The 25206-nt window shown below is 34.9% G+C and carries 29 protein-coding genes, 2 pseudogenes and 1 riboswitch; of the genes and pseudogenes, 20 read left to right on the top strand and 11 right to left on the bottom strand.

Going from position 1 to position 25206, the window contains the following annotated elements:
• Nucleotides 1–100: 100 nt before the first annotated feature.
• The 5 genes from LMD38_RS02790 to LMD38_RS02810 all read left to right on the top strand — a co-directional run bounded on the left by LMD38_RS02790 (nucleotide 101) and on the right by LMD38_RS02810 (nucleotide 6726).
• Nucleotides 101–2842, top strand: coding sequence for an S-layer homology domain-containing protein (locus tag LMD38_RS02790; RefSeq protein WP_080454438.1), 2742 nt, complete (start codon nucleotides 101–103; stop codon nucleotides 2840–2842).
• A 160-nt stretch (nucleotides 2843–3002) separates the two neighbouring features.
• Nucleotides 3003–3461, top strand: coding sequence for an LPXTG cell wall anchor domain-containing protein (locus LMD38_RS02795; RefSeq protein WP_016718752.1), 459 nt, complete (start codon nucleotides 3003–3005; stop codon nucleotides 3459–3461).
• Between the two features lie 89 nt (nucleotides 3462–3550).
• On the top strand, nucleotides 3551–4171 hold the full coding sequence (locus LMD38_RS02800; protein ID WP_000771564.1) for a class D sortase: 621 nt from the start codon (nucleotides 3551–3553) through the stop codon (nucleotides 4169–4171).
• Nucleotides 4172–4210: 39 nt separating this feature from the next.
• The gene (locus LMD38_RS02805) at nucleotides 4211–4900 is read left to right on the top strand and encodes a response regulator transcription factor (protein WP_061183685.1); all 690 of its coding nucleotides are present in this window, start codon (nucleotides 4211–4213) and stop codon (nucleotides 4898–4900) included.
• Complete coding sequence (locus LMD38_RS02810) at nucleotides 4897–6726, top strand: sensor histidine kinase (protein WP_001225333.1); 1830 nt, start codon at nucleotides 4897–4899, stop codon at nucleotides 6724–6726. The genes LMD38_RS02805 and LMD38_RS02810 overlap by 4 nt, the downstream gene beginning before the upstream one ends.
• 207 nt (nucleotides 6727–6933) lie before the next feature.
• Here LMD38_RS02810 and thiT read toward each other — a convergent pair whose 3' ends face one another.
• Entirely contained in the window at nucleotides 6934–7602 is a 669-nt protein-coding gene (gene thiT, locus LMD38_RS02815; RefSeq protein WP_062822612.1) for an energy-coupled thiamine transporter ThiT, read from the bottom strand.
• 85 nt (nucleotides 7603–7687) lie between these two features.
• Nucleotides 7688–7789, bottom strand: a riboswitch (TPP riboswitch).
• Between the two features lie 194 nt (nucleotides 7790–7983).
• Here thiT and LMD38_RS02820 point away from each other — a divergent pair.
• The 3 genes from LMD38_RS02820 to LMD38_RS02830 are packed head-to-tail and all read left to right on the top strand — an operon-like array spanning nucleotide 7984 to nucleotide 10380.
• The gene (locus LMD38_RS02820) at nucleotides 7984–8211 is read left to right on the top strand and encodes a FeoA family protein (RefSeq protein WP_000060512.1); all 228 of its coding nucleotides are present in this window, start codon (nucleotides 7984–7986) and stop codon (nucleotides 8209–8211) included.
• The gene (feoB, locus tag LMD38_RS02825; RefSeq protein ID WP_062822613.1) at nucleotides 8208–10196 is read left to right on the top strand and encodes a ferrous iron transport protein B; all 1989 of its coding nucleotides are present in this window, start codon (nucleotides 8208–8210) and stop codon (nucleotides 10194–10196) included. Before LMD38_RS02820 ends, feoB begins: the two co-directional genes overlap by 4 nt.
• Before the next feature lie 16 nt (nucleotides 10197–10212).
• Entirely contained in the window at nucleotides 10213–10380 is a 168-nt protein-coding gene (locus LMD38_RS02830) for a FeoB-associated Cys-rich membrane protein (protein ID WP_000989581.1), read from the top strand.
• Nucleotides 10381–10415: 35 nt separating this feature from the next.
• Here the strand turns inward: LMD38_RS02830 and LMD38_RS02835 are convergent, their stop codons facing one another.
• Nucleotides 10416–10994: a lipoprotein BA_5634 family protein gene (locus LMD38_RS02835; protein ID WP_000737465.1), complete on the bottom strand. Its 579-nt coding sequence runs from the start codon at nucleotides 10992–10994 to the stop codon at nucleotides 10416–10418.
• A gap of 403 nt (nucleotides 10995–11397) precedes the next feature.
• Between LMD38_RS02835 and LMD38_RS02840 the strand changes: the two genes are divergently transcribed.
• The 5 genes from LMD38_RS02840 (at nucleotide 11398) to LMD38_RS02860 (ending at nucleotide 14217) form a co-directional block, all read left to right on the top strand.
• Nucleotides 11398–12063, top strand: coding sequence for a PspA/IM30 family protein (locus tag LMD38_RS02840; protein WP_000110282.1), 666 nt, complete (start codon nucleotides 11398–11400; stop codon nucleotides 12061–12063).
• A gap of 79 nt (nucleotides 12064–12142) precedes the next feature.
• Nucleotides 12143–12547: a DUF350 domain-containing protein gene (locus LMD38_RS02845; protein WP_062822614.1), complete on the top strand. Its 405-nt coding sequence runs from the start codon at nucleotides 12143–12145 to the stop codon at nucleotides 12545–12547.
• A 21-nt stretch (nucleotides 12548–12568) separates the two neighbouring features.
• Complete coding sequence (locus LMD38_RS02850; RefSeq protein WP_000051759.1) at nucleotides 12569–13075, top strand: DUF4178 domain-containing protein; 507 nt, start codon at nucleotides 12569–12571, stop codon at nucleotides 13073–13075.
• Nucleotides 13076–13087: 12 nt separating this feature from the next.
• On the top strand, nucleotides 13088–13903 hold the full coding sequence (locus LMD38_RS02855; protein ID WP_000071211.1) for a DUF4247 domain-containing protein: 816 nt from the start codon (nucleotides 13088–13090) through the stop codon (nucleotides 13901–13903).
• A gap of 95 nt (nucleotides 13904–13998) precedes the next feature.
• The gene (locus LMD38_RS02860; protein ID WP_000180109.1) at nucleotides 13999–14217 is read left to right on the top strand and encodes a hypothetical protein; all 219 of its coding nucleotides are present in this window, start codon (nucleotides 13999–14001) and stop codon (nucleotides 14215–14217) included.
• A 107-nt stretch (nucleotides 14218–14324) separates the two neighbouring features.
• Here LMD38_RS02860 and LMD38_RS02865 read toward each other — a convergent pair whose 3' ends face one another.
• Nucleotides 14325–15197 (bottom strand): YitT family protein, encoded by an 873-nt coding sequence (locus LMD38_RS02865; protein ID WP_000411247.1) that lies wholly within the window; start codon nucleotides 15195–15197, stop codon nucleotides 14325–14327.
• A gap of 187 nt (nucleotides 15198–15384) precedes the next feature.
• Entirely contained in the window at nucleotides 15385–16422 is a 1038-nt protein-coding gene (locus LMD38_RS02870) for a YdcF family protein (protein ID WP_062822615.1), read from the bottom strand.
• Nucleotides 16423–17074: 652 nt separating this feature from the next.
• Here LMD38_RS02870 and LMD38_RS02875 point away from each other — a divergent pair.
• Nucleotides 17075–17206: pseudogene (locus LMD38_RS02875) on the top strand (excalibur calcium-binding domain-containing protein); the annotation flags it as partial.
• Between the two features lie 82 nt (nucleotides 17207–17288).
• A complete protein-coding gene (locus LMD38_RS02880) occupies nucleotides 17289–17522 on the top strand; it encodes a spore germination protein (RefSeq protein ID WP_011040784.1) in 234 nt (77 codons plus the stop codon).
• A 166-nt stretch (nucleotides 17523–17688) separates the two neighbouring features.
• On the opposite strand, the gene cydB is transcribed toward LMD38_RS02880, so the two are convergent.
• Together cydB and cydA are read right to left on the bottom strand one after the other, a co-directional pair.
• Entirely contained in the window at nucleotides 17689–18717 is a 1029-nt protein-coding gene (cydB, locus tag LMD38_RS02885) for a cytochrome d ubiquinol oxidase subunit II (protein WP_000017662.1), read from the bottom strand.
• The gene (cydA, locus tag LMD38_RS02890) at nucleotides 18707–20056 is read right to left on the bottom strand and encodes a cytochrome ubiquinol oxidase subunit I (protein WP_001286198.1); all 1350 of its coding nucleotides are present in this window, start codon (nucleotides 20054–20056) and stop codon (nucleotides 18707–18709) included. Before cydA ends, cydB begins: the two co-directional genes overlap by 11 nt.
• A 224-nt stretch (nucleotides 20057–20280) precedes the next feature.
• Here cydA and LMD38_RS02895 point away from each other — a divergent pair, with 224 nt between their 5' ends.
• A complete protein-coding gene (locus LMD38_RS02895; protein WP_000838160.1) occupies nucleotides 20281–20844 on the top strand; it encodes a beta-class carbonic anhydrase in 564 nt (187 codons plus the stop codon).
• Here the strand turns inward: LMD38_RS02895 and yidD are convergent.
• Nucleotides 20841–21077, bottom strand: coding sequence for a membrane protein insertion efficiency factor YidD (yidD, locus tag LMD38_RS02900; protein ID WP_000809329.1), 237 nt, complete (start codon nucleotides 21075–21077; stop codon nucleotides 20841–20843). The two genes, LMD38_RS02895 and yidD, sit on opposite strands and share 4 nt — an antisense overlap.
• 128 nt (nucleotides 21078–21205) lie before the next feature.
• Here yidD and luxS point away from each other — a divergent pair, with 128 nt between their 5' ends.
• The gene (luxS, locus tag LMD38_RS02905; RefSeq protein WP_001141369.1) at nucleotides 21206–21679 is read left to right on the top strand and encodes an S-ribosylhomocysteine lyase LuxS; all 474 of its coding nucleotides are present in this window, start codon (nucleotides 21206–21208) and stop codon (nucleotides 21677–21679) included.
• 491 nt (nucleotides 21680–22170) lie between these two features.
• Here luxS and LMD38_RS02910 read toward each other — a convergent pair.
• The 3 genes and pseudogenes from LMD38_RS02910 to ytzI all read right to left on the bottom strand — a co-directional run bounded on the left by LMD38_RS02910 (nucleotide 22171) and on the right by ytzI (nucleotide 22797).
• A pseudogene (locus LMD38_RS02910) lies at nucleotides 22171–22401 on the bottom strand (YczI family protein).
• Nucleotides 22402–22415: 14 nt separating this feature from the next.
• Nucleotides 22416–22646: a DUF3953 domain-containing protein gene (locus tag LMD38_RS02915; RefSeq protein WP_061183693.1), complete on the bottom strand. Its 231-nt coding sequence runs from the start codon at nucleotides 22644–22646 to the stop codon at nucleotides 22416–22418.
• Between the two features lies 1 nt (nucleotide 22647).
• Complete coding sequence (gene ytzI / locus LMD38_RS02920; RefSeq protein WP_014893459.1) at nucleotides 22648–22797, bottom strand: YtzI protein; 150 nt, start codon at nucleotides 22795–22797, stop codon at nucleotides 22648–22650.
• A gap of 83 nt (nucleotides 22798–22880) precedes the next feature.
• Between ytzI and LMD38_RS02925 the strand changes: the two genes are divergently transcribed.
• From LMD38_RS02925 to LMD38_RS02935, 3 genes are all read left to right on the top strand, one after another.
• The gene (locus LMD38_RS02925; RefSeq protein ID WP_000435820.1) at nucleotides 22881–23198 is read left to right on the top strand and encodes a hypothetical protein; all 318 of its coding nucleotides are present in this window, start codon (nucleotides 22881–22883) and stop codon (nucleotides 23196–23198) included.
• A gap of 84 nt (nucleotides 23199–23282) precedes the next feature.
• Entirely contained in the window at nucleotides 23283–23762 is a 480-nt protein-coding gene (gene mutTA / locus LMD38_RS02930) for an antimutator 8-oxo-(dGTP/GTP)ase (RefSeq protein WP_000276386.1), read from the top strand.
• 112 nt (nucleotides 23763–23874) lie between these two features.
• Complete coding sequence (locus LMD38_RS02935; RefSeq protein ID WP_062822616.1) at nucleotides 23875–24414, top strand: DUF3267 domain-containing protein; 540 nt, start codon at nucleotides 23875–23877, stop codon at nucleotides 24412–24414.
• A gap of 38 nt (nucleotides 24415–24452) precedes the next feature.
• On the opposite strand, the gene LMD38_RS02940 is transcribed toward LMD38_RS02935, so the two are convergent.
• The gene (locus tag LMD38_RS02940; protein WP_062822617.1) at nucleotides 24453–25127 is read right to left on the bottom strand and encodes an HAD family hydrolase; all 675 of its coding nucleotides are present in this window, start codon (nucleotides 25125–25127) and stop codon (nucleotides 24453–24455) included.
• Between the last annotated feature and the right edge of the window lie 79 nt (nucleotides 25128–25206).

Here is a 25206-nt window from a genome sequence, read left to right on the forward strand (position 1 = left end):
TTTGTTTGAGGAAAAATTTGTTATGATTATGGAGGAATCTTACATTTTACATTTAGTATGAAAATATGAACGTAATAAAATTTGAAAAGGTGTGTGTATGATGAAAACATATAGTGTAATTGCAGTAGCGAGTTTGTTAGCGACAAATCTATTAACATTTCCTTCTAGCTCTCTAGCTGAAATTGAAAATAAAACGAGAAATAGTATAGAAGCTGTATCGCATATGCAGAGCAATGAGAAAAGTGAATTACAAAAACAATTAGAAGCTGCAAAAGAACGAGAAATGAAATTAGAAAAAAGAGAAGAAATTTTAAAACAGCAGGAAGAATTATTTATTAAAATAGATGATTTAAAACAGAAAAAAGAAGAGTTACTGGAACAAGCTGGTGAACATAACGTACAGATAGAAGAAGTGTATCAGGAATTAAATGAGCTGAAAAAGCAGCAAGAAGAACTTGAAGAGAAGAATCCATTACAGGTAAAGAGCAATGATCAAGAGAAAAAAACGAATGAATTAAAAAGCCAAGAAGAACTTAAAGAAAAGGATGGAGTAGAAGTAAAAGAAAACAATGGCCAAGAAGAAAAAGCTCATGAAGAATTTGAAGAACAAAAAAAGAAGGAAGAGTTAAAGAAGCAACAAGATGAATTGCGAAAACAGCAGGAAGAATTGAAGAAGCAACGACTAGAGCTGGAGCAACGAATAAAGCAAGAACTTGAACGAAAACAGCAGGAAGAACAGGCGAAGCAAGAGCTTGAATTAAAACAGAAAGAAGAACAGGCGAAGCAAGAACTTGAATTAAAACAGAAAGAAGAACAGGCGAAGCAAGAGCTTGAATTAAAACAGAAAGAAGAACAGGTGAAGCAAGAGCTTGAATTAAAACAGAAAGAAGAACAGAAGAAACAAGAGTTTGAATTAAAACAGAAAGAAGAACAGAAGAAGCAAGAGCTTGAATTAAAGCAAAAAGAAGAACAGGAAAAGGGAGAAATAGAATTAAAACAAGCTGTAAGTTCGATACAGGCAGCGCCGCAATCATTTCCTGACGTTCCAGGATGGGCACAAGAGTCTGTTTATTATTTAGTTCATAAAAAAGTTATTTCTGGGATGCCAGATGGAACATTTTCACCAAGCAAAGTATTAAGCAGAGCTGAAGCAGCTACAATTATGGCGAAAATTTTAGAATTAGAAGTCAGTGAAGGTGAGAAACCAACTTTTACAGACTCTCAAGATCATTGGGCAACTCCTTATATTGCTGCTGTGGAAAAGGCAGGAGTCATTAAAGGGGAAGGCAACGGGAAATTCAATCCGAATGGTCAAATGACAAGAGCTGCTATGGCAACGATGTTAGTCCAAGCCTATCAATTAGAGAAAAAGGTTCATGAAGAATTACCAACATTATTTCCTGATGTAAAAGATCATTGGGGTGAGAAATTCATTAATATTTTAGTTGGCATGGGTATATCAAGTGGTGTTGATGGAAGACGTTGGCAACCAGATAGATCCATTACACGTGCAGAGGCAGCACAGCTCGTCGCAGTTACAGATAAGTCTAAAGACAATGAGTTGAAGATGAAGAAGGTAAGCATTTCGAAAAAATTCTTTACGTATAACGGACCATCTTTATCATCTGGAATTTCAAAGGAATATGGCCCTAGGGAAGTAACAGTGTATGAAGAGCGAGATGGTGGCTGGATTAGAATTCATACGGATACTGGTTTTAAGTGGGTTTGTTTAGTTGAAAAGAAAGTGAATATGAATAAAAACTTTTTGACGTATAATGAGGCATCCTTATCTTCAGGGATTTCAGGTGAGTATGCTCCGCAAATTGTAACGGTTATTGAAGAAAGAGAAGGAAATTGGATTAAAGTTTATACGGACTTAGGCTATAAGTGGGTCTGTTTAATAGACAAAAAAGTTCAGATTGATAGAGACTTTACTACTTATGATGCTCCTTTCAGATCTGCGAATATACTAGATTATTATGGTCCTCAAGCAGTAACGGTTGTAGAGGAAAGAGGAACTTGGCTTCGTATACGTACATATGCAGGCTATCAATGGTTAGATACGAAAAAAGAAGCGAAGTATTTATCTAAAGTGTTCTTTGCTTATGATAGTCCAAGTTTTGTATCTCGTGTATCAGGAAAGTATGCACCACAGACAGTCGAAGTTTATGGTGAAAGAGAGGGTGGTTGGATTCAAATTCAAACTAGTAATGGGTTAAAGTGGGTTAATGAAGGAAATATTAATCGCAGTCAAGTTATACTGAACGTACCGTCACTGTATCAATTCCCAGAATTGCATAATGGCTGTGAAGTCGTTTCTTTACAAATGCTTGTAGAACATCAAATTGGTCGCTCATTAAATAAAGTAGCATTTGCTTTTGAAATGCCTTTTGATCAAGCGAAATTAAAGAACTATAAAACATCATCACAAATTTGGGGAGATCCAGATGTAGGGTTTGTAGGTGATGTGACGGGAAATACGCCAGGATATTCTATTAATCCAGAACCATTAAAACGTTTGTTAGATAAATATGCGAGAGGAACGAATTTAACTGGAAATGATCTTTCTGTTTTAGAAGACTATGTGAGAAATGGGAAGCCAGTAGTGACGTGGGTAACGGTCGCTTTAAATAATCCAAGAGCGGTTACAACGTGGAAAACACCAGGCGGAAAAATAATTTATGCAAGAATGAATACGCATGCGGTTGTTTTAACAGGTGTGGATGATAATTATGTATACTATAATGATCCGTTCTATGGGACGAAAAATGTAAAAGTGAGTAAGAGCCGGTTTGCAAGTATTTATAATCAAATGGGCAAGAAGGCTTTAAGTGTAGATTAATTTTAAAAGGTTATCCGAAGATGATTTCGGATAACCTTTTTTACAATGAAATCTTTAAATGAAATATATTTCATCTGCATCTTATATTTATATCTCTTGTTTATTCTAGTGATACATCCGATGCGAAGTGATGTAAAACGTATAGAAGGAGAGAAATGAAATGAAAAAGAAACTATTACCAATCTGTGCAATGGCACTTTTAACAGTAGGATATTCTTCAGTAGCAAGCGCGGATACTGGAACAGTAACGAAGGAAGAAGTGGTGCAACAGCAGCAAGATAAGGCTAAAAAAGAAGAAGAGAAAAAACAAGCAGCACAAGCACAAGAAAAAAGTGACATGGCTAAAAAAGAGGAAGCGATAAAGGCTGCACCAAAGAGTGAGGAAGAGAAAAAGAGAATCGCACAAGAACAGTTAAAAAATGATATAGCCAAAAAAGAAGCAGCGCAAGTACAACAAACAAATGCTGCAGCGAAAAAAGAAGTAGCAAAGCCAGCGGTACAAGGTGAAAAATTACCAAATACAGCATCTAATCATGTAGCAATGATGGCACTAAGCGCATGTCTTGTAGGGATAGGGACATTATTTGGTTTGAATCGTCGTAATAAAGTTAAGGCGTAAATAAAATATTGTCCTATAAAGAATGGGATAATTTCATATATTAAAAATGGTAGGTTATTCCTACCATTTTTGGCATGGAGGGATAAAACATGAAGTTACTCAATTATATCGGTATCATATTGATGGCTATAGGACTATGTATGGGATCATATTATGCTATGGAATGGTATAAAGGAAAAAGCTCTGCCGGGCAACTAACGAAAGAAGAAATAAAGAGCCTTAACAACATACAACGTAATCAAATTTCACATGAAACTCCCGTAACTTCTCAAGTGCCTTCTTCTCAAACAGAACATAAAGAAGGGGAAAAGGTTGCACTATTAAATATACCGAAAATAAAGAAGAAGTTTTCTATATATTGGGGAGCAAGTGAGGCAACGTTGAAAAAAGGAGTAGGAATGTTTGTTAGTGATGTAACGACAACGCCATCTGGAGGGGGCCATACTGTACTAAGTGGGCACCGGGATACTGTATTTACAGATTTAGGAGAGTTAAAAGAAAAAGACACCCTTGTTTTAGAGTATGATAATAAAACGTACACATATGAAATTCAAAAGATATGGATTACCGATGCAGATGATCGTACTGTTATTATAAAAAAAGAAGAACCGATATTAACACTGACAACTTGTTACCCATTTAATTATATAGGGGATGCGCCAGATAGATATATTATAGAGGCGAAGTTAACTGCTAGTTATTCAAAGTGAAATTATAGTTTATGAAGGCGGGAGGGAGATATATAAGTTATGTCAAAAAATATTTTAATTGTGGAAGATGAAGATATATTACGTGAAATATTAAAAGATTATTTTTTAAGTGAGCAGTATATAGTGTTTGAAGCAAGAGACGGGAAAGAAGCTTTAGTTGTATTTGAGGAAGAAGAGGTTGATTTAGTTATTTTAGATATTATGTTGCCGAAACTCGATGGGTGGTCCGTTTGCCGAAGAATCCGTAAAACATCCGAGGTTCCTATCATTATGTTGACGGCACGTGTAGATGAAGATGATACGTTACTTGGATTTGAACTTGGGGCGGACGACTATGTGACGAAGCCATATAGCCCACCAATTTTATTAGCAAGAGCAAAAAGGTTGTTAGAGAGTAGAAAAGTGACAAAGCAACTTTTAGAGAATGAAGATGATACATTATCGATTCATGGTATCCATGTCCATTTTCCGTCGCGTACTGTTATGGTAGATAAAACAGATATTAATTTAACACATACAGAATTTGAAATATTAGCGTACTTTATGAAAAATCAAGGGATCGTTTTAACAAGAGAGCAACTCATTTCAAGAATTTGGGGATATGAATTTGCTGGTGATGACCGAACCGTTAATAGCCATATTCGTAATTTAAGAAATAAATTAGGAGAGAAAGCAAAGTACATTACAACTGTAGTACGAACAGGTTATAAATTTGAGGGGAATGTATGAGAAAAGGGATTGTACTAAAATTATTTATCCTCACAACAGCATTATGTATGTTAATTTTAGCGACGATATTTATTGGACAAACGATATTTTTTAAACAATATTATGCGAATAGAAAAGTGGAAGATATTAAATTGAATTTAAATTCCTTCGAAAAAAATTATTTGAACTATGCAGGAAGTGTAGAAGGAATGCAGAAGCTGGAGCAAGACTTTTTAAGAGAAAATAATACGTGGATTACGACATTAGATCAGAACGGGAATTTAAAACATGCAGATGATTTTTATTTTGAGGTAACGATAAATCGTTGGCAACAAAAGAGATTTGGACAACAAATATTCAAAATTCCCCTATACAATCTCGTCAATATAGAGGAGATTGATAATAAACCATCAAATCAATTTTTAGGCCAAGAAATTTATTTTTCTGGAGTGAAAAAAGAAGATCGTTTTATTCCATTTTCTTTCTCTCTATCTAAGGAGAATTTAAATGGATTGAATAAACCGTTAGAAAAAGCATTTAAGGAGAAGATGAAAGCAGTTGGGGAACAAGTTGGTAAAGAAAAGAGGCCGGCCGTTCAGGAACCAGCTGCTCAAGAACTAGATGCTATCATAGGCGGACGTATTACGAAAGTACAATTCCCTGATGTAAAAGGACCCATAAATCCAATTTATAAAAACACTTTATTTTTGGATAGTATAAAAGAATTTCAAACAGATGTAGTATTAAAAGAGAGTAATCAAATCGAATATTCAACAAAGACAATGGACTATGAAAAAAATGATATAAAATATAAATTATTAATGAAACCAATAAAAGAAAAAGATGGATCGGTAACTTATATATATGCGATGGCTTCTTTACAGCCTGTAGATGAAGCTGTACAAATGGTGCAAGATTACTACATTTACATCATTGCATTTGTAGTTGTTCTTATTTTTCTAGCGTCATTCTATTATTCAAAACAAATTGCAAAGCCGCTATTAAAAATAAATGATACAACGAAGAAAATAGCACATTTAGATTTCACAGAACAAATACCGATTACTTCAAAAGATGAAATTGGTGATTTATCAAAAAATATTAATGTATTATCAAATAAACTCCATTCCCATATTGGACAGCTAGAACAAGATATTGAAAAGGAAAGAAAATTAGAAAATACGCGGAAAGAATTCATTTCTGGTGTTTCGCATGAACTAAAAACACCACTCAGTATTATGAAAAGCTGTATTTCTATTTTAAAAGATGGAGTAGCTGAGCATAAAAAAGAATACTATTTTGGGGCGATGGAACGAGAAGTAGATAAAATGGATACGTTAATTTTGGATATGCTGGAGTTAGCTAAATTTGAGTCAGGCACATATAAAATGAAAAAGGATCCATTTTATATCGATACAGTAATGGATGATATATGTGAACACCTTTCTGTAGAAATAGAGAAAAAAGAACTTCATGTTCATAAAAATATAGGTCCATTTGAAGTAGTCGCAAATCAAGGCCGCATTGAACAAGTCATCGTGAACTTCATTACGAATGCAATACGTTATACACCAAATAAAGAAGATATTATTATTTCTACAATAGATGAAAAAGATCGTATAAAAGTATGCATTGAAAATAAAGGTACTCACATTGAAGAAGAGCAATTAGATAAAATTTGGGATCGTTTTTATCGCGTGGATGCAGCTCGTCAGCGTTCACAAGGTGGGACGGGGCTTGGACTTGCCATTTCAAAGAATATTTTAGAACTACATGATGCTGAATATGGGGCAGAAAATACAGAAGATGGTGTGTTATTTTACTTTTATTTACCGAAAAAAGTGTAGACAATATGATCTACGCTTTTTTTAATTATTTTCATATAATCTTTACCTAATCTTTATTTTTAAACGATATAATCTGGTTAGAAAATGAGGTTATGTAAGGAGTCGATGAACCGTGCATAGCAATTGGCTAAGTATAATGGTATTTATTTTCTTTTGTGCATTTATTGTATTTTTAATTGATATTACGATATGAAAAAAGAGCGCTCATTAAGCGCCCTTTTTGTTTGCATTTAGTTGATAAGCACTGATGCTCTTAAATAAGCGTGGTGAAGTAAGGAATAAAAAGATAAGTAAAATGGTACATAGAATATAGGAACCAATCATTGTACTACCATTTACGATTAATGAATATAGCACAGCTGATTGACCTTTCGGTGCATATTGTCCCCAGAAAATAATACCAGCAATAAAGTGGCAGAAATAGCGAGCAAAGCTACCGATAAATGTAGCAAGGATAATATAAGCAAGGACTTTCTTACCTTCGTTTTGTTTTGATGAAGGTTTGTCTTTACGGCTACCTAAACTGGGTTGTTCTAAGTTATTTTCATTAGACGTTAAAAGTGCTTTTTGAATTGGACGATAGAATAAGCCAGCAAATCCGATAAAAGCAAAGGCAATGAAGTACTCAATGAATGCTTGAACAGGTGTTAAAATGTAAGCATCTCCCACGACAATTTGTAATAGTCCCCAAACTAAACCACCTAAGAAAGCCGATTTAAAGCCCCAGCGGTATGCAATAATAAAAATAGGAATCATAGCAAATGAAATGGAACCGCCTGTTGGAAGTTTGATTGATAATGGTAAAATGTCGATGACCAAGGCGAAGGCTGCAAGAATAGCAGATTCGATCATCGCTTGTAAATTGGTGTTACGCATGTTGTCTCCCCCTAAATCCAAGTTGTACAAAAAAGAATAGATATCATAGGAGGATACGAAATACGTAAATAAAAAGAGGTATGTATTTCGGACGTTTGCACAATCCCTGCGTTAGCATTAACTAACAGGTTCGAAGGGTCGGAACGAAGTGTTCCCTCTCAGCGGCATGGCTCCCCCTGTGATAACGAGATTCTTTATTTGCTACTGTTTATTGTAAGTGAAATGGATGAGAATGGCAAATGAATCTGTTATGACAATGATTGAAATAGAATTGTAGTGAAATGTTAATAAATATGAAGCAAAAGGGTATAGTACAAGAGAAATTGGGTGTGGTATAATTTTTTTGAAAATAATTATCATTCTCTTCTGAGGGGGAAGGTTATGAGCTTAGTAGATATTAAAATTGGCGAGAAAGTGTTAGTAAAAAGTATTCAGTCTTTAGATCAGCTATTAAAGCGTAGACTAGCTGCTTTCGGTCTTGCTGAAGGAAGCGAACTTCGCCTGAAACAGAAAGCGATGTTTAAAGGTCCTTGTACATTGGAGTGTCGTGGACAGTTAATTAGTATTCGTCATTGTGACGCGAAAATGATAAAGGTGGAATTAGCGTGAATAAGGTAGCTTTGCTAGGGAATCCGAATACAGGAAAAACATCATTATTTAATGCACTTACTGGTTCTTATGAGTATGTAGGAAACTGGAGCGGTGTAACAGTAGAAAAGAAGGTTGGTAAATTAAAAGATAAGCAAGGAACATTAATTGATTTACCAGGTGTGTATGATTTAAATCCAGTTTCACGTGATGAAGGTGTTGTAACAAACTTTCTATTAACAGAAGAATTTCATCATATGTTAAATATTGTGGATTCTTCGCAGTTTGAACGAAATATGCATTTAACGTTGCAATTACTTGAATTTGGTAAGCCCGTTTCAATTGGTTTAAATATGATTGATGTGGCGAAGCAAAGAGGAATTGTCATTGATGTAAAACGATTAGCAGAACTATTAGGTGTAACAGTCGTTCCTGTCGTTGCAAGAAGTGGAAAAGGCTGTGAAGAATTACTTGCGACTCTTAAAGAAAATGACAAAAACGAGAAAAAGCCATTCATTATTTCATATGGTGTACGAATGGATGAAGGAATTGGAGAAGTAATTTCTCTTTTAGAGAAAGCGAATTATGAGCATCCAAGATGGTTAGCCCTTCAATTTCTAAGTAATAACGAAGTAGTAGAAAAAGAAATGAAAGCATTACCAATCTATAAGGAACTCATAGCCATTCGATCTCGCTTAGAAGAAAAACTTGATTGTACGTTGGAAGAGCATATTTACAAAACTCGTGAAGCGTATATTGAAAAGTTAAAAACAAATGTTATGAAGCATGAGAAAGAAGGAAAAATTCCTTTTTCAGAAAAAATTGATAGATTAATTACACATAAAATTTTAGGACTTCCAATCTTTTTAGCAGTTATGTTTTTTATTTTTCAGGTTACGTTTACGTGGATTGGGACACCTTTATCGGATATGTTAGATGAGTTTTTTGGTGGACAGCTTACGGATTGGGTGACAGCTGGGCTTACAAGTGTTGGAGCTTCTGATTTTATTCAAGCACTCGTTACAGAAGGTATTATTGCCGGTGTTGGTGCCGTATTAGTATTCGTTCCACAAATCTTTGCACTATTCTTTTTCATTTCATTATTAGAAGACTCAGGATATATGGCGCGAATTGCAGTTGTTATGGATCGAATTATGGAGTTCTTCGGTTTAAACGGAAAAGCGTTCATTCCGATGATTATCGGTTTTGGATGTAATGTTCCAGGTATTATGGCAGCGAGAACGATTGAACAAGAAAAAGAACGTTTACTTACAGTTCTTGTAACACCGTTTATGTCTTGTTCGGCACGTTTACCTGTATATGCATTATTTGCGGGAGTATTCTTCCCTCATAGTCAGGCAACTGTTGTGTTCTCCTTATATGTTGCAGGTATTGTCCTTGCGTTATTAGTTACAAAAATTATGTCTCTTACCATTTTAAAAGCGGAAAAATCTATTTTCGTTATTGAACTACCTCCTTACCGCGTGCCACAAGCGAAAACATTATGGTTAAGTACGTGGGAGAAAGGGAAGGGATTTGTTCGCAAAGCAGGTACATTTATCTTCGGTGGTTCTGTTGTCATTTGGCTATTAAATTATGCAGGTCCATCAGGATTTGGTGTTGATATGGGAGACAGTTTCTTAGCAATGATTGGTGGATTTATCGCACCACTATTTGCACCGCTTGGCTTTGGAACGTGGCAAGCTGCAGCATCCCTTTTAACAGGATTTTTAGCGAAGGAAGTGGTCGTTTCTACAATGGCCATTATTTATGCGGTGAAAGAAGATGTGCTTGGAAATGTAATGGGAGCACATTATACAGCATTATCAGCTTATGCATTTATGTTCTTTATTTTATTATATGTTCCGTGTTTAGCGACAGTAGCTGTTATTAAACGTGAAACAGGATCAGCGAAGTGGACGATTTTCTCTGTCGTGTATCCACTCGTTGTTGCTTATGTATTAACGTTCATTATATACCAAGTTGGATCCTTACTCGGATTCTAGAAGGAGATGTATTGTGATGATGGTCAATATTATAATTGGAGCTATCATTTTTGGTTATGCAGCATACACGTTAGTTCATTTTGTAAAGAGAAGTAAAAAAGGAAAATGCGCGGCATGTTCTTTAAATAAGTCATGTCAGTCGAATACTTGTAGTCCGGATATGGAGCAAATTGCTCATAAATAGAAGAAAGCTTTGCGAATGTCGCAAAGCTTTTTTTATTACTTTTTAATTTTTACAAGTTGAGAAGCTTCTACACCATTTTTTCCAGGGAATTCTTTACTTGGATCTTTATCGAATTTTAATACCCCAACAGATTTTTCATCACCTTTTACATTACTGTAAGTTGCGTCATCAACAATTGCATACATATCTGTGTATGCACGGCCACTTCCGATAATTGTGTTGCCTTCATATTTTAATTTTGCCCCATCAAGTGTAGCATTTTCTACTTTTTCTTTAGCAAATAATACACCTTGCTCTGCTGTTACAGCTGGTAATTTATCAAGTGGTTTCGTGTCGTCTTTTTCATCAACTTTGCTAAGTAACTCTTTTTTCACTAGTTCTTCACCAGTTTTCTTATCCATGACAAGAACTTTTTTGCCATCTAATGTTGTCATTTTCATTTTATAGAAGTCTTTTTCTTTCACTTCTTTTTTATTTTTATCCGTAATTTGCTGAACTTGTTCTTCTGATCCGTATAGTACAAAGCCGTTTGCTTTCTCTCCTAATAAAGAACAACCTGATAATGCTCCGAATGAAATTGCTGCTGCTAATCCGATTCCTACTAATTTTTTCATGATGATTTCTCCTTTTATATGTTTTATAGTCAATACAATTTTTGTATTAGTCTTGAAATGATGAGAAGCTTGTTTGTCGCTTCTGGTATTAGTGTATAAGAAATAGGGAGACGTAACTATCGAGTTAGCTTACAGTAACATTACAATAATGTAATTTAGTGAAAGTACATAAAAATGAGTCAATTTTGAAGAGAATTAATGAGAATATATTAGGAATACAATGTTTTGTAGGTAATGTCATATTATATTGGCTGTATTTTGGAAATAACATGTAAGGACATATTAGTTTTGTTATAATAAACACATAGGCTGTAAAAATGAATATTCTTTACTGTAAAGGGAGATTCTTAAGTTTTCCAAGTAGTGAATTTGAAATATGAGGTATATCATAGGAGGAATTTAGATGTCTGTATTTAAACGATTAAGAGATTTAACAATGTCGAATGTATATTCATTAATTGAAAAAGCGGAAGATCCAGTTAAGATGACGGATCAATATTTACGCGATATGCAAGCGGATGTACAAGAAGCTGAGAAAAGTGTAGCAGCTCAAATTGCGCTTGAGAAGAAATTCAAAATATTATTTGAAGAGCAAGAAGCACTTGTGAAAAAACGTGAAGAGCAAGCTCATATGGCTGTTCAAGCTAACAACTTAGATCTTGCGCGCCGTGCATTAGAAGAAAAACAAAATGCAGAGCAAAAGATGAATGAGTATAAAGCAAGCTATGAGCAAAATAAAGTTGCTGCTGATAATCTTCGCCTGAAGCTAGAAGAAATGCGTAAGCAATTAACAGAGCTGAAAAATAAACGTGAAACACTTGTAGCACGTGTAAATGCGGCGAAAGCACAAAAGAATATTAATCAGGCGATGTCTGGATTTGATTCAAACTCAGCGAAAGCTGGTTTAAGCCGTATGGAAGAGAAAGCTCTTCAATTAGAGGCTGAAGCAGAAGCAAGCGGTGAAGTGTACAAGAAAGAAAAATCATTAGATGATGAATTCGCAAGCTTAAACAAAAATTCTGCTGTTGATGATGAATTAGCTCGTATTATGAAGCAGTATGAGAAATAATATAGAATAGAGACAAATGAACCGACATGTCTAAACAAATTCATGTCGGTTTTCTATTATATTTAGAGGAGGTTTTGCAATGACATGGACAAATGTATTAGCCATGCTTGTATGGACTGGAGCGAGTGCAGTCCTTTTATTTGCAATTATGTGGGTTGATTCAATTTTTACAAAATACAATGATTTAAAAGAAATAAGAAATGGGAATACAGCTGTAACAACTCGTTTCGTTATGAAATTATTCGCACAAGGGTACATTTTATCTCAATCGATAACGAAAGCAAATGACTTATGGCAAGCGCTACTTGCATCAGCAGTTTCTTTCGTTATTTTATTAGTGGTAGAAATGTTTATCGAATTTGTGTTAAAGAAAATGGCTGGTTTAGATTTAGAAGAAGGTACGAAAGAAGGCAGTGTTGCTCATGCGATGTTGGCCGGATCATTACATATTGTTGGTGCACTTATTTTAGGTGCTTGTTTATAAAGAGAGAAGGAGGGGTAGCTCATGAGTTTATTTAAACGAATTAAAAATATAATGAAAAGCCCAGAACCGCCGAAACCAGAGAAAAGTTTGTTAACGTTAGCTCCTGGCGATATGGTTGAAGTTTCATTAGTCATGTATGAATTAATTGGGAAAACGAGTATGCATTCTCGTAAAGAAATTGTTTTAACACTGCAAGACGGAAAAGATATTCGTTATTTAAAAATTGAAGACCGTGAAAATACGTATTACAAATTATATACACCAATTGATGGTCGTTTAGATTCGATTGATGAAATTCCGACGACAATTGAAATGGATGATACAGAGTACCATATGGAAGAGCAATATAACGGACGTGTTGTTGTGATGGGGAAAACACCATTCTCAGCTTCAGAGGAACAGTATGTATGGGAGTTCCAATCGGATAATCGAAAATTATTACGTATTGAATGGCAAAATGGTCGCACAATGATGTATGAGGGAGAAGCAATTATTCCTGCTGATGTACAAATTATAAGAGCAACGTAAGGGGGCGTAATCATGTCAAACCGATTGTTTACCATGATTAAATCGTTCGTGATCCCTATACTTGCTATCGTTACATTACTTGTTGTTGCTGGATATGCCTTATCAGGTTGTCAGGGCGGGCAGACAAAGTCGATTCAAGACCGTTATCCGCTTGAATCTGTCGCAAAGGAAGGTAAACAAGAATCTTACGTGTATAGGGCCGCCAATCGGTCAGTTCCTGAAGTCGCAAAGGAACTCATGAATGAAAGAGAACCGAAGCAAGCATCTAAAGAAGACGAAAATCAAATGTTCCTCGTTTATTCTGATAAGATTTATAATCTGCAAAAGGATAAAGAGAAGCCATCTGATACGTTAATTGAAATAAGTAATAAAGAGTTTGTCCGTCAAAATTACCAACCGTCCTTCCTGCAAGGATATATTATGGGTAGTATATTAAATGATATATTCGGTTCGCGAAAATCATCGTACGGTGATTATCGCGGATATAATGACCGACAAAATCATAAACCAGTTATTCCAGAGAGACCGCCTACGAAAGAAGAAAAGAAAACCCCGCCTCCAATTACGAAGGAAGGGAAAGGATCTATCATTAAGCGTGGCGATAATGTAGATTCAAAATCTTCTGTAGGAGATACAGGAAGTATTACGAAAAAAGGAAGCAGCACGCCTCCGCCTTCTACTGGAAGCAAAGGGAAAATAACGAAAACACCAGGTGGTTCGAGCGGATCAGATGTGAAGCCGAAATCATCTATTAAAACGCCGCCAAGGAATACATCTCCTCCGAAAACGAGGGTCGGTGGTTCAGGAAAGATTACGAAGAGAAGATAGTAGAGAGACTGAAAAGTGGAATTTGCTTTTCGGTCTTTTTTGTGGGAATTAATTCCTTATAGCTGGTACAATGAATTTATAAGGAGGAGATTATTATGACTATGTATAAAAGATTTAGTGTAATGATGTTCCTCGTCTTATTCTTAAGTTTATTCATTAGCACAACGATGAAATTTCACTTTGTAGTAGGTATTCTATGGATACTATGTACATGTACTCTTTTTCTGTATGTTCCGCTTCGTTTCCAACAAGAAGTGCCAGCCTTTCAAAAATACGTGGCATGGATTAAAAGTGGAGGAAGATGGGGGGAGTAAAAATATATCAGCGATTATTGGAATATATCGACTTACCGACAAAAACTGACAACAATAACAGAAGAGGGTGTGCCAGCATATTGGCACACCCTCTTTATTCATAATGATTAATGAATATCACGTTTCTTAAAGTTACCGCCTTTTACTTCTGCTACGTCATAAACTGTAATAAAGGCGTGTGGATCGATTTCATTAATAAGTTCTTTCATTTTACTTTCTTCTAAACGGTTAATTACACAAGAGATTTCTTTGAATTTCTCTCTAGAATAACCACCGTATACTTCGTTATATGTTGCACTTCGGCCTAAACGATCGCGAATGGTTTCTACCATCAATTCAGGCTCTTTTGTAATGATTTTAAATGCTTTCGAACCACTTAAACCAACTTCAACGATATGAATCACTTTCGAAGCAATAAAGTAAGCAATTGCTGAAAGGATAGCTCCTTGAAGACCGAATACTGTTGATACGAAAATAAATACGAACATGTTTAAGAATAAAATAAGGTCACTCGTTCCAAATGGTAACTTACGAGAAAGCAATACAGCTAGCATATCGATTCCATCTAATGCCCCGCCATTACGCAATGCTAGTCCCATACCGAAACCGATGATAATACCACCAACAACTGTAACTAATAATGTATCGCCTTCAATAATAGCTGGTATATCATGCATGACAACGGTACCTATTGCTAATGAAGCAATCCCGATAATGGAATAAATCGCAAAGCTTTTACCGATTTGCTTATATCCTAACCAAACGAAAGGAATGTTAATAATTGCGATTAGAGCTCCTAATGGCAATCCAAATAATGTTGAACTAACGATACTTAAACCAGTTACACCACCGTCTGATACGTTATTTGGAATTAATACTGCTTCTAATCCGTACGCTGTGATAAATGCCCCAATAATAATCATCAAAGCTTTAGAAGCAATTCTTAGCTTATTGGGCTTGTTTTTGATAATTTTCTCCATGTAATTTCCTCGTTTCAAACTAGTTTCTTGTTTGTTACATCATTCACACCTAAATTTTATTTTAACATTTAATTTGAAAAAATTCTCCTTTAATGGATGTATGCAGGGAATATTATGACCATATTAACTTTAAAATATTTTTGAAATGAGTATAAGAAATCCCATCCTTTCAAAGGATGGGATGCTATTAAGAAATGATAAAACTAAGCACGGTTAGGAATAAAGCGAAGCCTAAAATAGTTCCACATATTTTCATATGGCGTTTACGTCCCATCACGACAATCGCAACATACTCACGAATCATTGCATTAGGCCAGTAATAAAATGCAGTTTTTGATCCGATTCCTTGGCTATTAAGACCTGCTTGTCTTGCATATATACCAGCGCGGAATAGGTGGAAGTTGTTCGTTGTAAAGATACTATTATACTTACCTTCAGGCTTTAAAGAATCCATAATTTCTTTAGAGAACAACATATTTTGATATGTGTTTACAGAGCGATTTTCTTGCACTGTATGTTCAAGCGGAATTCCTTTTTGAACAGCGTACTTTTGCATCGCTTCTGCTTCAGGAAGACCTTCATCTGGACCTTGTCCACCAGAGAAAATAATTGTTGGTGGCGTATTTACAGCGGCTTGTTTCCAGTAAAAGTCGATTGCTTTATGAATACGACTTGCAAGTAAAGGCGGTACTTTATCATTAATTAAGCCGCTACCAAGAACGATAATGAAATCTTGATTACGTCTTGGTCTGTTGAATTGGTATAAAAAATACGCGCTTAAGAAGTTAGATAAGTGTATAAAGAAATATACTGTTATAAGAGAAATACCAGCGAAAATAGGCTGGAAATGTGATGAGAACAAACTTGCTGGACTTATAATAGGCAATAGCATAAAGAATAATATCCCAAAAGCAGCAAGGAGTGTTAAACAGTTAGTGAAACGTCGTCCTTCTCGCTTCATTAAAATTCTAGCATTCAGAAACAGCCCAAACATTAAGGCAATAATACCGAAAGGAAGCATAATGAGAAGTGCTAAAATAGGTAAAATTATAATATAGCGTAAGACATCACTACTTGAATTCACAGATATAATCACACAAAAAAGAAGGAAAAAACAGATAAAGGTATTAAATAAAAACCCATTTATTATTTTTCGCGGATCCTTTAAGTAAGAGATAAGAAAAATAATAAACAGTATAAGAGGGATAATTCCGAAATACAGCATAAATATAGTACACCTCGACTTGTATAAGAATTTGACATACCTTTTATATTACATGATTTTATAATTGGAAATGAAAGAAAAAGGATTTTGAATTTTCTCAATAAAATATATGGATACATATGTTACAATGTATGTAAAGCGATATATTAAAAGTAAAATGGTTGAAGAGGCACTCTATGGAGTGTCTTTTCTTTTTTGTATGTAATTATGCATATTATATTTATTTTCAAGTGAAGAGGATTAAAATATAAGTGGTAGACATACTTTATAAAGCAGAATTTAATACAAACATTTCCCTCTACTTTTTGTATCTAACAATCGTATAACAATAAATAATTCTGTTTTATAGTGTCTGTTTATGGAAGGTGTCTTCTTTGAAGGCCCTTTTTTTATTTAGTATAGAATGTTTTTACTGTTTGCATAGTGGAAACTATCTATACTAAACATTAGCAATCTTCCGTATAAACATTATCAATTTACTATATATTCCAGTGGTGTTAACCTACATATGAAAGGCTTTCTTTTTCAAAATATTACCCCTAATAAATTTTTGAAGAAGTCAACTGTCTCCAAAATTGCCATTCATGCTTAGCAAAAAAGAATCCTGCAGGATTCTTTTTTGTGTTCGACAGAATATGGAAAAATACATTAACGTTTTGCTAATTGCAAAGAAGCAAACGATGCGGGATATTATGACATTACAAGAGATAGTCCATATTACGGTAAGCATTTAGACCGTGATGGCGATGGAATTGCTTGTGAGAAAAAGAAAAAAGGTAAATAAGAAAAAGCACTCAAATTGAGTGCTTTTTCTTATGGAAACATGCTATTTTTTTAGGCACTTTTCATAAAATGAAAGTAAGGAAATGAAAGTAGGTGACAAAATGCCGTCAGTTGTGGAAGGCGTTATTATTGAAAACTGCAATGGAACGATTAATTTAGGAGATAAATATAACGTGCAGCCGATTGAAAAAACGAAAGCGTATAATGGATCAGGATCATCGAATACAGGAATGAAAGTACAAACATTTAGTGGTATTAGTACAGCAGATGTAGGGGATAGCGACGTGAATGATCAAGGAATACAGTTTACTTTATAGAGAAATATGTAAAATTGCATAAAATGATGAACTTGTCCTGTGCTACAATCTAGCTGTGAGCTGTTAATGATTCTTCTGTATTATAGTTGTTAGATTAGAAATATAACATCTTATCGAAAATCATACGTATAAAAAAGACACTTCAAACGAAGTGTCTTTTTTCATTTTAGTGATACCCTTTAGCAGAGTCTTTATGAATTTTATTTTTAAAGATACTGTAGCTCCAAAGTTGATAGCCAATAACAATTGGTACCATAACCATTGCAACGAAGAACATAATTTTTAAGTTTAATTGACTACCAGCTGCGTTGTATAACGTTGTACTATAAGCATCATTAATACGAGATGGTAACATTCTTGGGAACATACCCGCAAAGCCAGTTGTCATAAACATTGCGATTGTTAAGCAAACGAATGTGAATGCAAGACCAATTTTATGTTTGTACACCATAATTAGTGCGAGTACACTCATTAACATTGCAAGTACTGGAAGAATGAATAGTACTGGATATTCTGTGAAGTTTTGGAATAAATTTGTACGATTTGCAGTTGCTACATAGAAAATAGCTAAAATGATAGCAGCTGCCATTGAAAATGGTCTAGCGATTTTATAAGCACGGTCAGATACTTCACCAGTCGTTTTAATCATAACCCAAAGTGCACCAGATACGACGAATATAGCAGTGAAGAACAGACCTCCTAAAATACCGTAATGATTTAGTAAGCTAAGTAAATTTCCTTCATAGCCATTTTTTCCGATTTGTAGCCCGTAATAAAGATTAGCAAATGTAACACCGAATAGGAAAGCAATTAAGAAACTACCAATTGCAAATGCCCATTTACAAGTTTTTTGCCAAATTGGTGAATCATCTTTATGCATGAACTCAAGTCCAGCAGCACGAGCAAATAGTGCAAGTAATACTAAGAATAACGGTGTATATAAATAACTAAACATATTTGCATATGTGACTGGGAAGGCAGCAAATGTTGCGCCACCAGCTGTAATTAACCACACTTCATTACCGCCCCAGAACGGGCCAATTGCTTCTTGTAATTGATTTCGTTCTTGTCGGTCTTTCGTAACGAAAGGAAAAATCATTCCGTTACCAAGTGCATATCCATCAAGAATAAAGTAAACTGTCCAAATCACGCCCCATAAACCAAACCAGATAATCGCAAGCATATCATGAGACATGAGCTGCACCTCCCTCAGTAGCAGGTTCCTCTAATGCTGCGGGTCCTTTTTTGGCGAACTTCAGCATTAAGTATACGTCTGCGATTAAAAGTAAAGTGTAGAACAAGATTAAACTAATTAATGAGAACCAAATTTGTGGGACAGATATAGGTGATACGGATTCTGCGGTACGCATTAGTTTATATACTGTCCATGGTTGACGACCTACTTCGGCAACAATCCAACCAGCATTAATTGCGATATATGGTAGTAAAACAGACCATATTGTAATTTTTAAGTAACGTTTTGAGTTTTCTAGTTTTCCTTTTCGGTTTAAGTAGAAACCGTACCAAGTTAATGCCATAAAGAACATACCAAGTGCAACCATTAAGCGGAAGCTATAGTACACGAGGTTAACATTTGGACGATCTTCTTTTGGAATATCTTTTAAACCAACAATTTCCCCATCAAATGAATTTGTATAGAAGAAGCTTCCTAACTTTGGAATCGTTAAGAATTCAAAGTTCTTTTCGTTTTTGACATCAGGAATTTGCACAATTGAGAAGCCTTGTCCTTTTCCAGTTTCCCAAACAGCTTCCATTGCAGCACCTTTAGCAGGTTGATATTTAGCCGCTGATACACCAGATTGATGTCCCATAAACGGTGTAATTGTTGCGGCGAATAAGCCTAACATTAAGCCAAACTTAAATGATTTTTTGAAGAATTCAACTTCATTTTTACGTAATAAGTGATAGGCACTAATTGCCATAACGAAGAAAGCACCAACAATATAACAACCAACTACAGTATGGAAGAACATATTCCAAGCGTATGGATTCGTAACGAGTGCCCAGAAATCATTTAATTCAGCGCGGCCGTTACGTACGACGTAGCCAACAGGGTTTTGCATAAAGCCGTTTGCTGTAATAATCCAAAGGGCGGAAATATTTGTTCCAAGTGCAACCATCCACATACAGAAGGCACGGAACTTTGGTGAAATTTTGTCTTTACCGAATAACCATATTCCCATGAAAGTAGATTCTAAGAAGAAGGCAACGAGTGCTTCGATTGCGAGAGGTGATCCGAAAATATCTCCCATATATTTGGAGTACTCAGACCAGTTTGTTCCAAATTGGAATTCCATCGTAATCCCGGTTATAATCCCCATTACGAAGTTAATTGTAAATAATTTACCCCAGAAATTTGCCATTTTGCGGTATGTTGGATTCAATGTGCGGGCGTATTGAGTCTCCATACACGCTACTAAAATCACAAGTCCGATTGTCAAAGGTACAAATAAAAAATGATAAAAAACAGTAATTGCAAATTGAAAACGACTCAGTAACAGAACGTCGGACATAATAAATATTCACTCCTTTTTTACATTATCTACAATCAGTTTATAGTGAAAATGCGTTTAAAGTATGTGAGACTTGTTACAAAGCTGTGTGTATATTTTGAAAGAATTATGTCGATTATCTGAAAATATCTTATTTTTACTATAAAGCGATATCCTTTTTGAGTTTTTCATATTTTGGTACACTATTTATGTAGTGTAAATGAGAGAAAAGAGGGTTCCTTACTATGAAGTCATTAGAAGAGATTTTGCAATACAATGAGAAATTTGTTGAAGAGAAAAAGTATGAAGAGTTTGTAGCGGGGAAATTTCCAAACAAAAAGATGGTAATTATTTCTTGTATGGATACAAGACTTGTTGAACTATTGCCGAAAGCGATGAATATGCGTAACGGCGATGTGAAAATTATTAAAGTAGCAGGCGCTGTTATTTCACATCCATTTGGAAGTATTATGCGTAGTATTTTAGTCGCTGTATATGAGCTTGGCGCTGATGAAGTATGTGTAGTTGGTCACCATGATTGTGGTATGGCAAAAATTCAAGCAAGCAGTACGATTGAGAAAATGAAAGAACGCGGTATAACAGAAGAGAAATTAGATATGCTTCGTTATTCTGGAATCGATTTAGAACAATTCTTGCGCGGTTTCTCTAGTGTGGAAGAAAGTGTAGAACATAGCGTATCAGTACTTCGCAACCACCCATTACTTCCGGAAGAAGTACCTGTTCACGGTCTTGTTATCGATCCTGATACAGGAAAATTAGATTTAGTTGTGAATGGTTACGAAAATTAAGAATGTACTTTGTCATCCTTTTTATCTGGGACAGGATCAAATCCTCCTGGATGGAAAGGGTGACATTTTAATATACGCTTACAAGTAAGCCAAAAACCTTTGAATGCGCCATGCTTTTGAAACGCCTCTAATCCGTAATGAGAACAAGTTGGATAAAAGCGGCAAGTTGGTGGTGTCATCGGAGAAATGAACTTTTGATAAAAGCGTATAATACCAATAAAAATCTGTTTCATAACGATCTCCTTTTCAGCATATTCTTAAAGTATTATAGCACGACTGTACATAATACTTTACTAATGTGCATTTCCGTTATATCATATTGGATATAACGGAATTAAATTAAAAGCGGGAGAGATGTTGTATGCCATCAGTAGAAAGCTTTGAATTAGATCATACGATTGTAAAGGCACCTTATGTAAGACATTGCGGAGTTCACAATGTAGGTAGTGACGGTATTGTAAATAAATTTGATATTCGTTTTTGCCAACCGAATAAACAAGCGATGAAGCCAGATGTTATTCATACGTTAGAACATTTATTAGCATTTAATTTACGTAAATATATTGATCGTTATCCGCATTTCGATATTATCGATATTTCACCGATGGGCTGCCAAACAGGATACTACCTTGTAGTAAGCGGAACACCGACAGTTCGAGAAATCATCGATTTATTAGAACTAACATTAAAAGATGCGGTTCAAATTACAGAAATTCCAGCTGCAAATGAAACGCAATGTGGTCAAGCGAAGCTTCACGATTTAGAAGGAGCAAAACGCTTAATGAACTTCTGGTTAAGCCAAGATAAAGATGAACTTGAGAAAGTATTTGGATAAAGAAAAACTGCCTGTAAAAGGGCAGTTTTTTTGTGTCATGATAATAAATCAAATTATATCGACGATTATTTAAATATATCAACGATTTTTATAATATATCGACCGTAAATCAAATTATATCGGCGATTCGACATGGAATATCGACTTACCGACAAAAACTGACAAAAAATCATCCCTATTTTACTACTTGCTTGTAAATGCGAAAATGCTCAAGATTTCATTCTATACGTAGCGAAGGTAGTTTGATATGAGAACGAAGAGCGTAAGAATAGACACGAAAAAAAAGGAATGCTCATGGATTTTCGTCCAGATATAAATTCGTTAATTCCGACAAGAATAAAGAAACAACTGAGAATAAATTGTACGTATGGGAGAAGTGAGAAATGATCGGTAATCTGGATATAAGTGCAAAGAGAGAGTATGAGAAGCGTGAAAAGTCCTAAAACAATCCGTAATCCAATTAGCATGTAATGTCCCCTTAAATAGATTATTTACCGAAATAGTTCTGAGAAGCTAAGAAATAAAGCACCAGATCCAGCGAGAAAAGCAAATATACCACTAGATTTTCTGTCTTATTTTATTTCCCCTAGTCCTATAGTGAAAGCCATTAACCCTAAGAAAATGAACATGTAAGGCATTATTTCTCTATTACCAGTAAAATATCCATAGATTACTATACATAATGCAATGAGTGCAAAAGTAATCCGTAATCCTTTTAACATGTATATTCCCCCTACTATTTTATATGGCTAATGATGAGAACGATCCAGGTGAAAACTCCAGCACCAATACAAATAAATCCTGTTCCGGAATCCTTTTTCTTTATTTGTTCAATAGCAATGACAAACATTAAAGCTCCTAATAGAAATTGTGAAAGGGGGAGAAAGGTATTTTGCCCCGTATAGAGTCCGATTGCTGAAATAATAATTACAGTGAGCGCGATTCCAATGCGAAGTATACGAAACATATTATGAATTCTCCTTATTATTTTTTGTATAAGGATTATCTTCTAGTTTATCGACGGAATGTTTATAAGCGTAGCCTTTATTAATCGTCATGATGGAGAGTACTAGTATGACTAGGACGATGATAATACCGATAATTAATATTTTAAACATGGAATCCCTCCTTTTCTTTATTTTACATAATTTTGTAATTGATGAAAACAATAGACATAAAAAGGATGAAAGAAGGGTGTTACATGGAGCAGAAAAAAACATATTATATATCAATAGGAAACGGTCAAATTTCACAAGTGAAGACAGCGGATACGTATAATTTTGAGATTTCCGCAAATGATGAGGAAATTACGGAGTTAAGAGAGTACTTTGATCAAGCGTATGTTGAGGATTTAGGTTCATTTGTACGCTCCCACGTTCCATTTGTTGAGTATCATCATGATTCAAATAATGACCGATATGATGAACAACTACAAAAAGCATATAAAATGATTTACGATTTAGGAAATCATGAGACGAAAGAATTAGTCGCGCAAATGGGAATAATCAATGGATTATAATTGGATAATATTATGCAGAAAAGCGAGAATATGCTACAATTTGTGGTAGGAAAAACTTGTAACCATCAATAGGGGAGTAATGGCATGTACAAATTTAAAGATTATTACCACAACACTGTACAATTATCGTTTGAACGTTATCCATTTTCTCCTGAGCCAAAGCATGTTTGGGTTGTATGCCGGTACGGGGATCAATGGTTATTAACGCATCATTTACGTCGCGGTCTTGAATTTCCAGGTGGAAAAGTAGAACTAGGGGAAACACCGGAAGAAGCGGCAGTTCGAGAGGTTCATGAAGAAACCGGCGGCATAGTTTCTGATTTAACTTACTTAGGACAATATAAAGTATCTGGAAAAGACAAAATAATCATTAAAAACATTTATTTTGCAACAATTAGTGCGGTAGAAGAACATACGCATTACGAAGAAACGAAAGGATCTGTTTTATTAACAGACATTCCTGACAACATTAAAACGGATAGAAAATTTAGCTTTATAATGCGCGACGATGTATTGGCGCGTACGATGAAACATATAGAAGAAATCGGCTGTTTTACGAAGTAAAGTGGCCGGTTTCTTTTTTTGTGTGTAAGATTAAATGTAAATATATCTTTACATAATTTTGGTTATATTATACAATTTTGTAAAGATATATTTACATTTTAGGAGGGGGAAGATGGATAAAAGGAAAGAAACGACTGTTACTGTTTCGATGGTTAAGTTAAATATCTATTCATTACTTATAATATTTGCGTTGGCGTTTGGAATTGGTTATTTGCATATATTTCTTTCAGGCGGGGTTCAATTTGAAATTACATTACCAACTATGTTTCTTTTGATTATTGGAATGATTGTTTTCGTTTGTATTCATGAGGCAATACATTTAATTGGATTTCGTTATATCGGAGGTGTTCCGTGGAGTGAACTAACATGGGGCGTCAATTGGAAATTAGGTGTAGCATACGCTCATTCTAAAAAAGAAATTACAGTAAAGCAAATGAAGAAAGTGTTAATGTTACCGTTTCTACCGACTGGAATTTTGCCAATTGTATTGGGATTAGTTATGAATCTGGAGCCACTCTCATTTTTAGGAATTTTACTAACAGCGAGTTGTATCGGTGACATTGCCTTATATCAAAAAGTTTCAAAGTTTCCAGATGATGCGCAAGTTAAGGATCATCCGAGTAAACCGCAGTTTACAGTATATGAGTCATAAAGGAAGAGGAGGCGTCCGGGAAACGAAGCCTCCTTTTACTATTGTCTTGTTTTTGCCTCTATCTCTAAAAACGAAAGCACCTCCAACAAATCATCCACCACACGCGAATGCTCAAAATCACCCCAAAATGAATCTCTTTTCCAAACACCAAGAATCCCTACTTGTTCAGAACCCAGTATATCATTTTCAGGATGATCCCCAACGTAAAGACATTCTTCTGCCTTCACATCTAGCTTTTTTAAAGCTCGTTCGAAAATTTCAGGATGTGGTTTTTTTATTCCTTCCGCTTCTGAAACGAGAATTGTATTTGTATACGTATGTATGTTTAGTGCGCGAAGATTGTTCATTTGAAAGTCAGTAAAGCCATTTGTGATAATCCCAATTTTAATATTTTGTTGTGTTAAACGTTGAAGTAATTCATGCATGTTTTGGAAAGGGATACAATGATGTTGGAAGTTAGTAATGTAGTCGTGCAGCAGTTGCTCTGGTGTTAAAGTAGTAATGTTGTATTCGGAAAGGAGAGTAGCATATACTTTATCCTTCCACGTGTATCCATTATTATCTAGTTCGAGAAATCGAGAACAATACTCGGATTTTTCTATGTTCATTAAATGAGAGGTAAAACGATTATATTGATCATGAATAAATTGTTCTAAAGATTGACGACGATCTAATAGTGTTCCATCTAAGTCGAATAAGACTGCTCGAATCATAGGAAACCTCCTTACAATTTTTATAATTTATTATCGCATATTCATTAAAAAATGATTATGATATTTTTGTAGAATGTAT

The organism is Bacillus pacificus, assembly GCF_020861345.1.
Taxonomy (GTDB): domain Bacteria; phylum Bacillota; class Bacilli; order Bacillales; family Bacillaceae_G; genus Bacillus_A; species Bacillus_A pacificus.

Coding starts and splice junctions, on each gene's coding strand:
- LMD38_RS02810 (WP_001225333.1), top strand. CDS start 4,897: ATGAGAAAAGGGATTGTACTAAAATTATTTATCCTCACAACAGCATTA.
- LMD38_RS02790 (WP_080454438.1), top strand. CDS start 101: ATGAAAACATATAGTGTAATTGCAGTAGCGAGTTTGTTAGCGACAAAT.
- LMD38_RS02860 (WP_000180109.1), top strand. CDS start 13,999: ATGACTATGTATAAAAGATTTAGTGTAATGATGTTCCTCGTCTTATTC.
- thiT (WP_062822612.1), bottom strand. CDS start 7,602: ATGCGTAACACCAATTTACAAGCGATGATCGAATCTGCTATTCTTGCA.
- ytzI (WP_014893459.1), bottom strand. CDS start 22,797: ATGTTTAAAATATTAATTATCGGTATTATCATCGTCCTAGTCATACTA.
- LMD38_RS02830 (WP_000989581.1), top strand. CDS start 10,213: ATGATGGTCAATATTATAATTGGAGCTATCATTTTTGGTTATGCAGCA.
- LMD38_RS02840 (WP_000110282.1), top strand. CDS start 11,398: ATGTCTGTATTTAAACGATTAAGAGATTTAACAATGTCGAATGTATAT.
- LMD38_RS02940 (WP_062822617.1), bottom strand. CDS start 25,127: ATGATTCGAGCAGTCTTATTCGACTTAGATGGAACACTATTAGATCGT.
- cydB (WP_000017662.1), bottom strand. CDS start 18,717: ATGTCTCATGATATGCTTGCGATTATCTGGTTTGGTTTATGGGGCGTG.
- LMD38_RS02850 (WP_000051759.1), top strand. CDS start 12,569: ATGAGTTTATTTAAACGAATTAAAAATATAATGAAAAGCCCAGAACCG.
- LMD38_RS02865 (WP_000411247.1), bottom strand. CDS start 15,197: ATGGAGAAAATTATCAAAAACAAGCCCAATAAGCTAAGAATTGCTTCT.
- LMD38_RS02845 (WP_062822614.1), top strand. CDS start 12,143: ATGACATGGACAAATGTATTAGCCATGCTTGTATGGACTGGAGCGAGT.
- LMD38_RS02800 (WP_000771564.1), top strand. CDS start 3,551: ATGAAGTTACTCAATTATATCGGTATCATATTGATGGCTATAGGACTA.
- LMD38_RS02835 (WP_000737465.1), bottom strand. CDS start 10,994: ATGAAAAAATTAGTAGGAATCGGATTAGCAGCAGCAATTTCATTCGGA.
- LMD38_RS02820 (WP_000060512.1), top strand. CDS start 7,984: ATGAGCTTAGTAGATATTAAAATTGGCGAGAAAGTGTTAGTAAAAAGT.
- LMD38_RS02895 (WP_000838160.1), top strand. CDS start 20,281: ATGAAGTCATTAGAAGAGATTTTGCAATACAATGAGAAATTTGTTGAA.
- LMD38_RS02855 (WP_000071211.1), top strand. CDS start 13,088: ATGTCAAACCGATTGTTTACCATGATTAAATCGTTCGTGATCCCTATA.
- LMD38_RS02870 (WP_062822615.1), bottom strand. CDS start 16,422: ATGCTGTATTTCGGAATTATCCCTCTTATACTGTTTATTATTTTTCTT.
- yidD (WP_000809329.1), bottom strand. CDS start 21,077: ATGAAACAGATTTTTATTGGTATTATACGCTTTTATCAAAAGTTCATT.
- cydA (WP_001286198.1), bottom strand. CDS start 20,056: ATGTCCGACGTTCTGTTACTGAGTCGTTTTCAATTTGCAATTACTGTT.
- LMD38_RS02925 (WP_000435820.1), top strand. CDS start 22,881: ATGGAGCAGAAAAAAACATATTATATATCAATAGGAAACGGTCAAATT.
- LMD38_RS02880 (WP_011040784.1), top strand. CDS start 17,289: ATGAAAGTAGGTGACAAAATGCCGTCAGTTGTGGAAGGCGTTATTATT.
- LMD38_RS02935 (WP_062822616.1), top strand. CDS start 23,875: ATGGATAAAAGGAAAGAAACGACTGTTACTGTTTCGATGGTTAAGTTA.
- luxS (WP_001141369.1), top strand. CDS start 21,206: ATGCCATCAGTAGAAAGCTTTGAATTAGATCATACGATTGTAAAGGCA.
- LMD38_RS02915 (WP_061183693.1), bottom strand. CDS start 22,646: ATGTTTCGTATACTTCGCATTGGAATCGCGCTCACTGTAATTATTATT.
- LMD38_RS02805 (WP_061183685.1), top strand. CDS start 4,211: ATGTCAAAAAATATTTTAATTGTGGAAGATGAAGATATATTACGTGAA.
- LMD38_RS02795 (WP_016718752.1), top strand. CDS start 3,003: ATGAAAAAGAAACTATTACCAATCTGTGCAATGGCACTTTTAACAGTA.
- mutTA (WP_000276386.1), top strand. CDS start 23,283: ATGTACAAATTTAAAGATTATTACCACAACACTGTACAATTATCGTTT.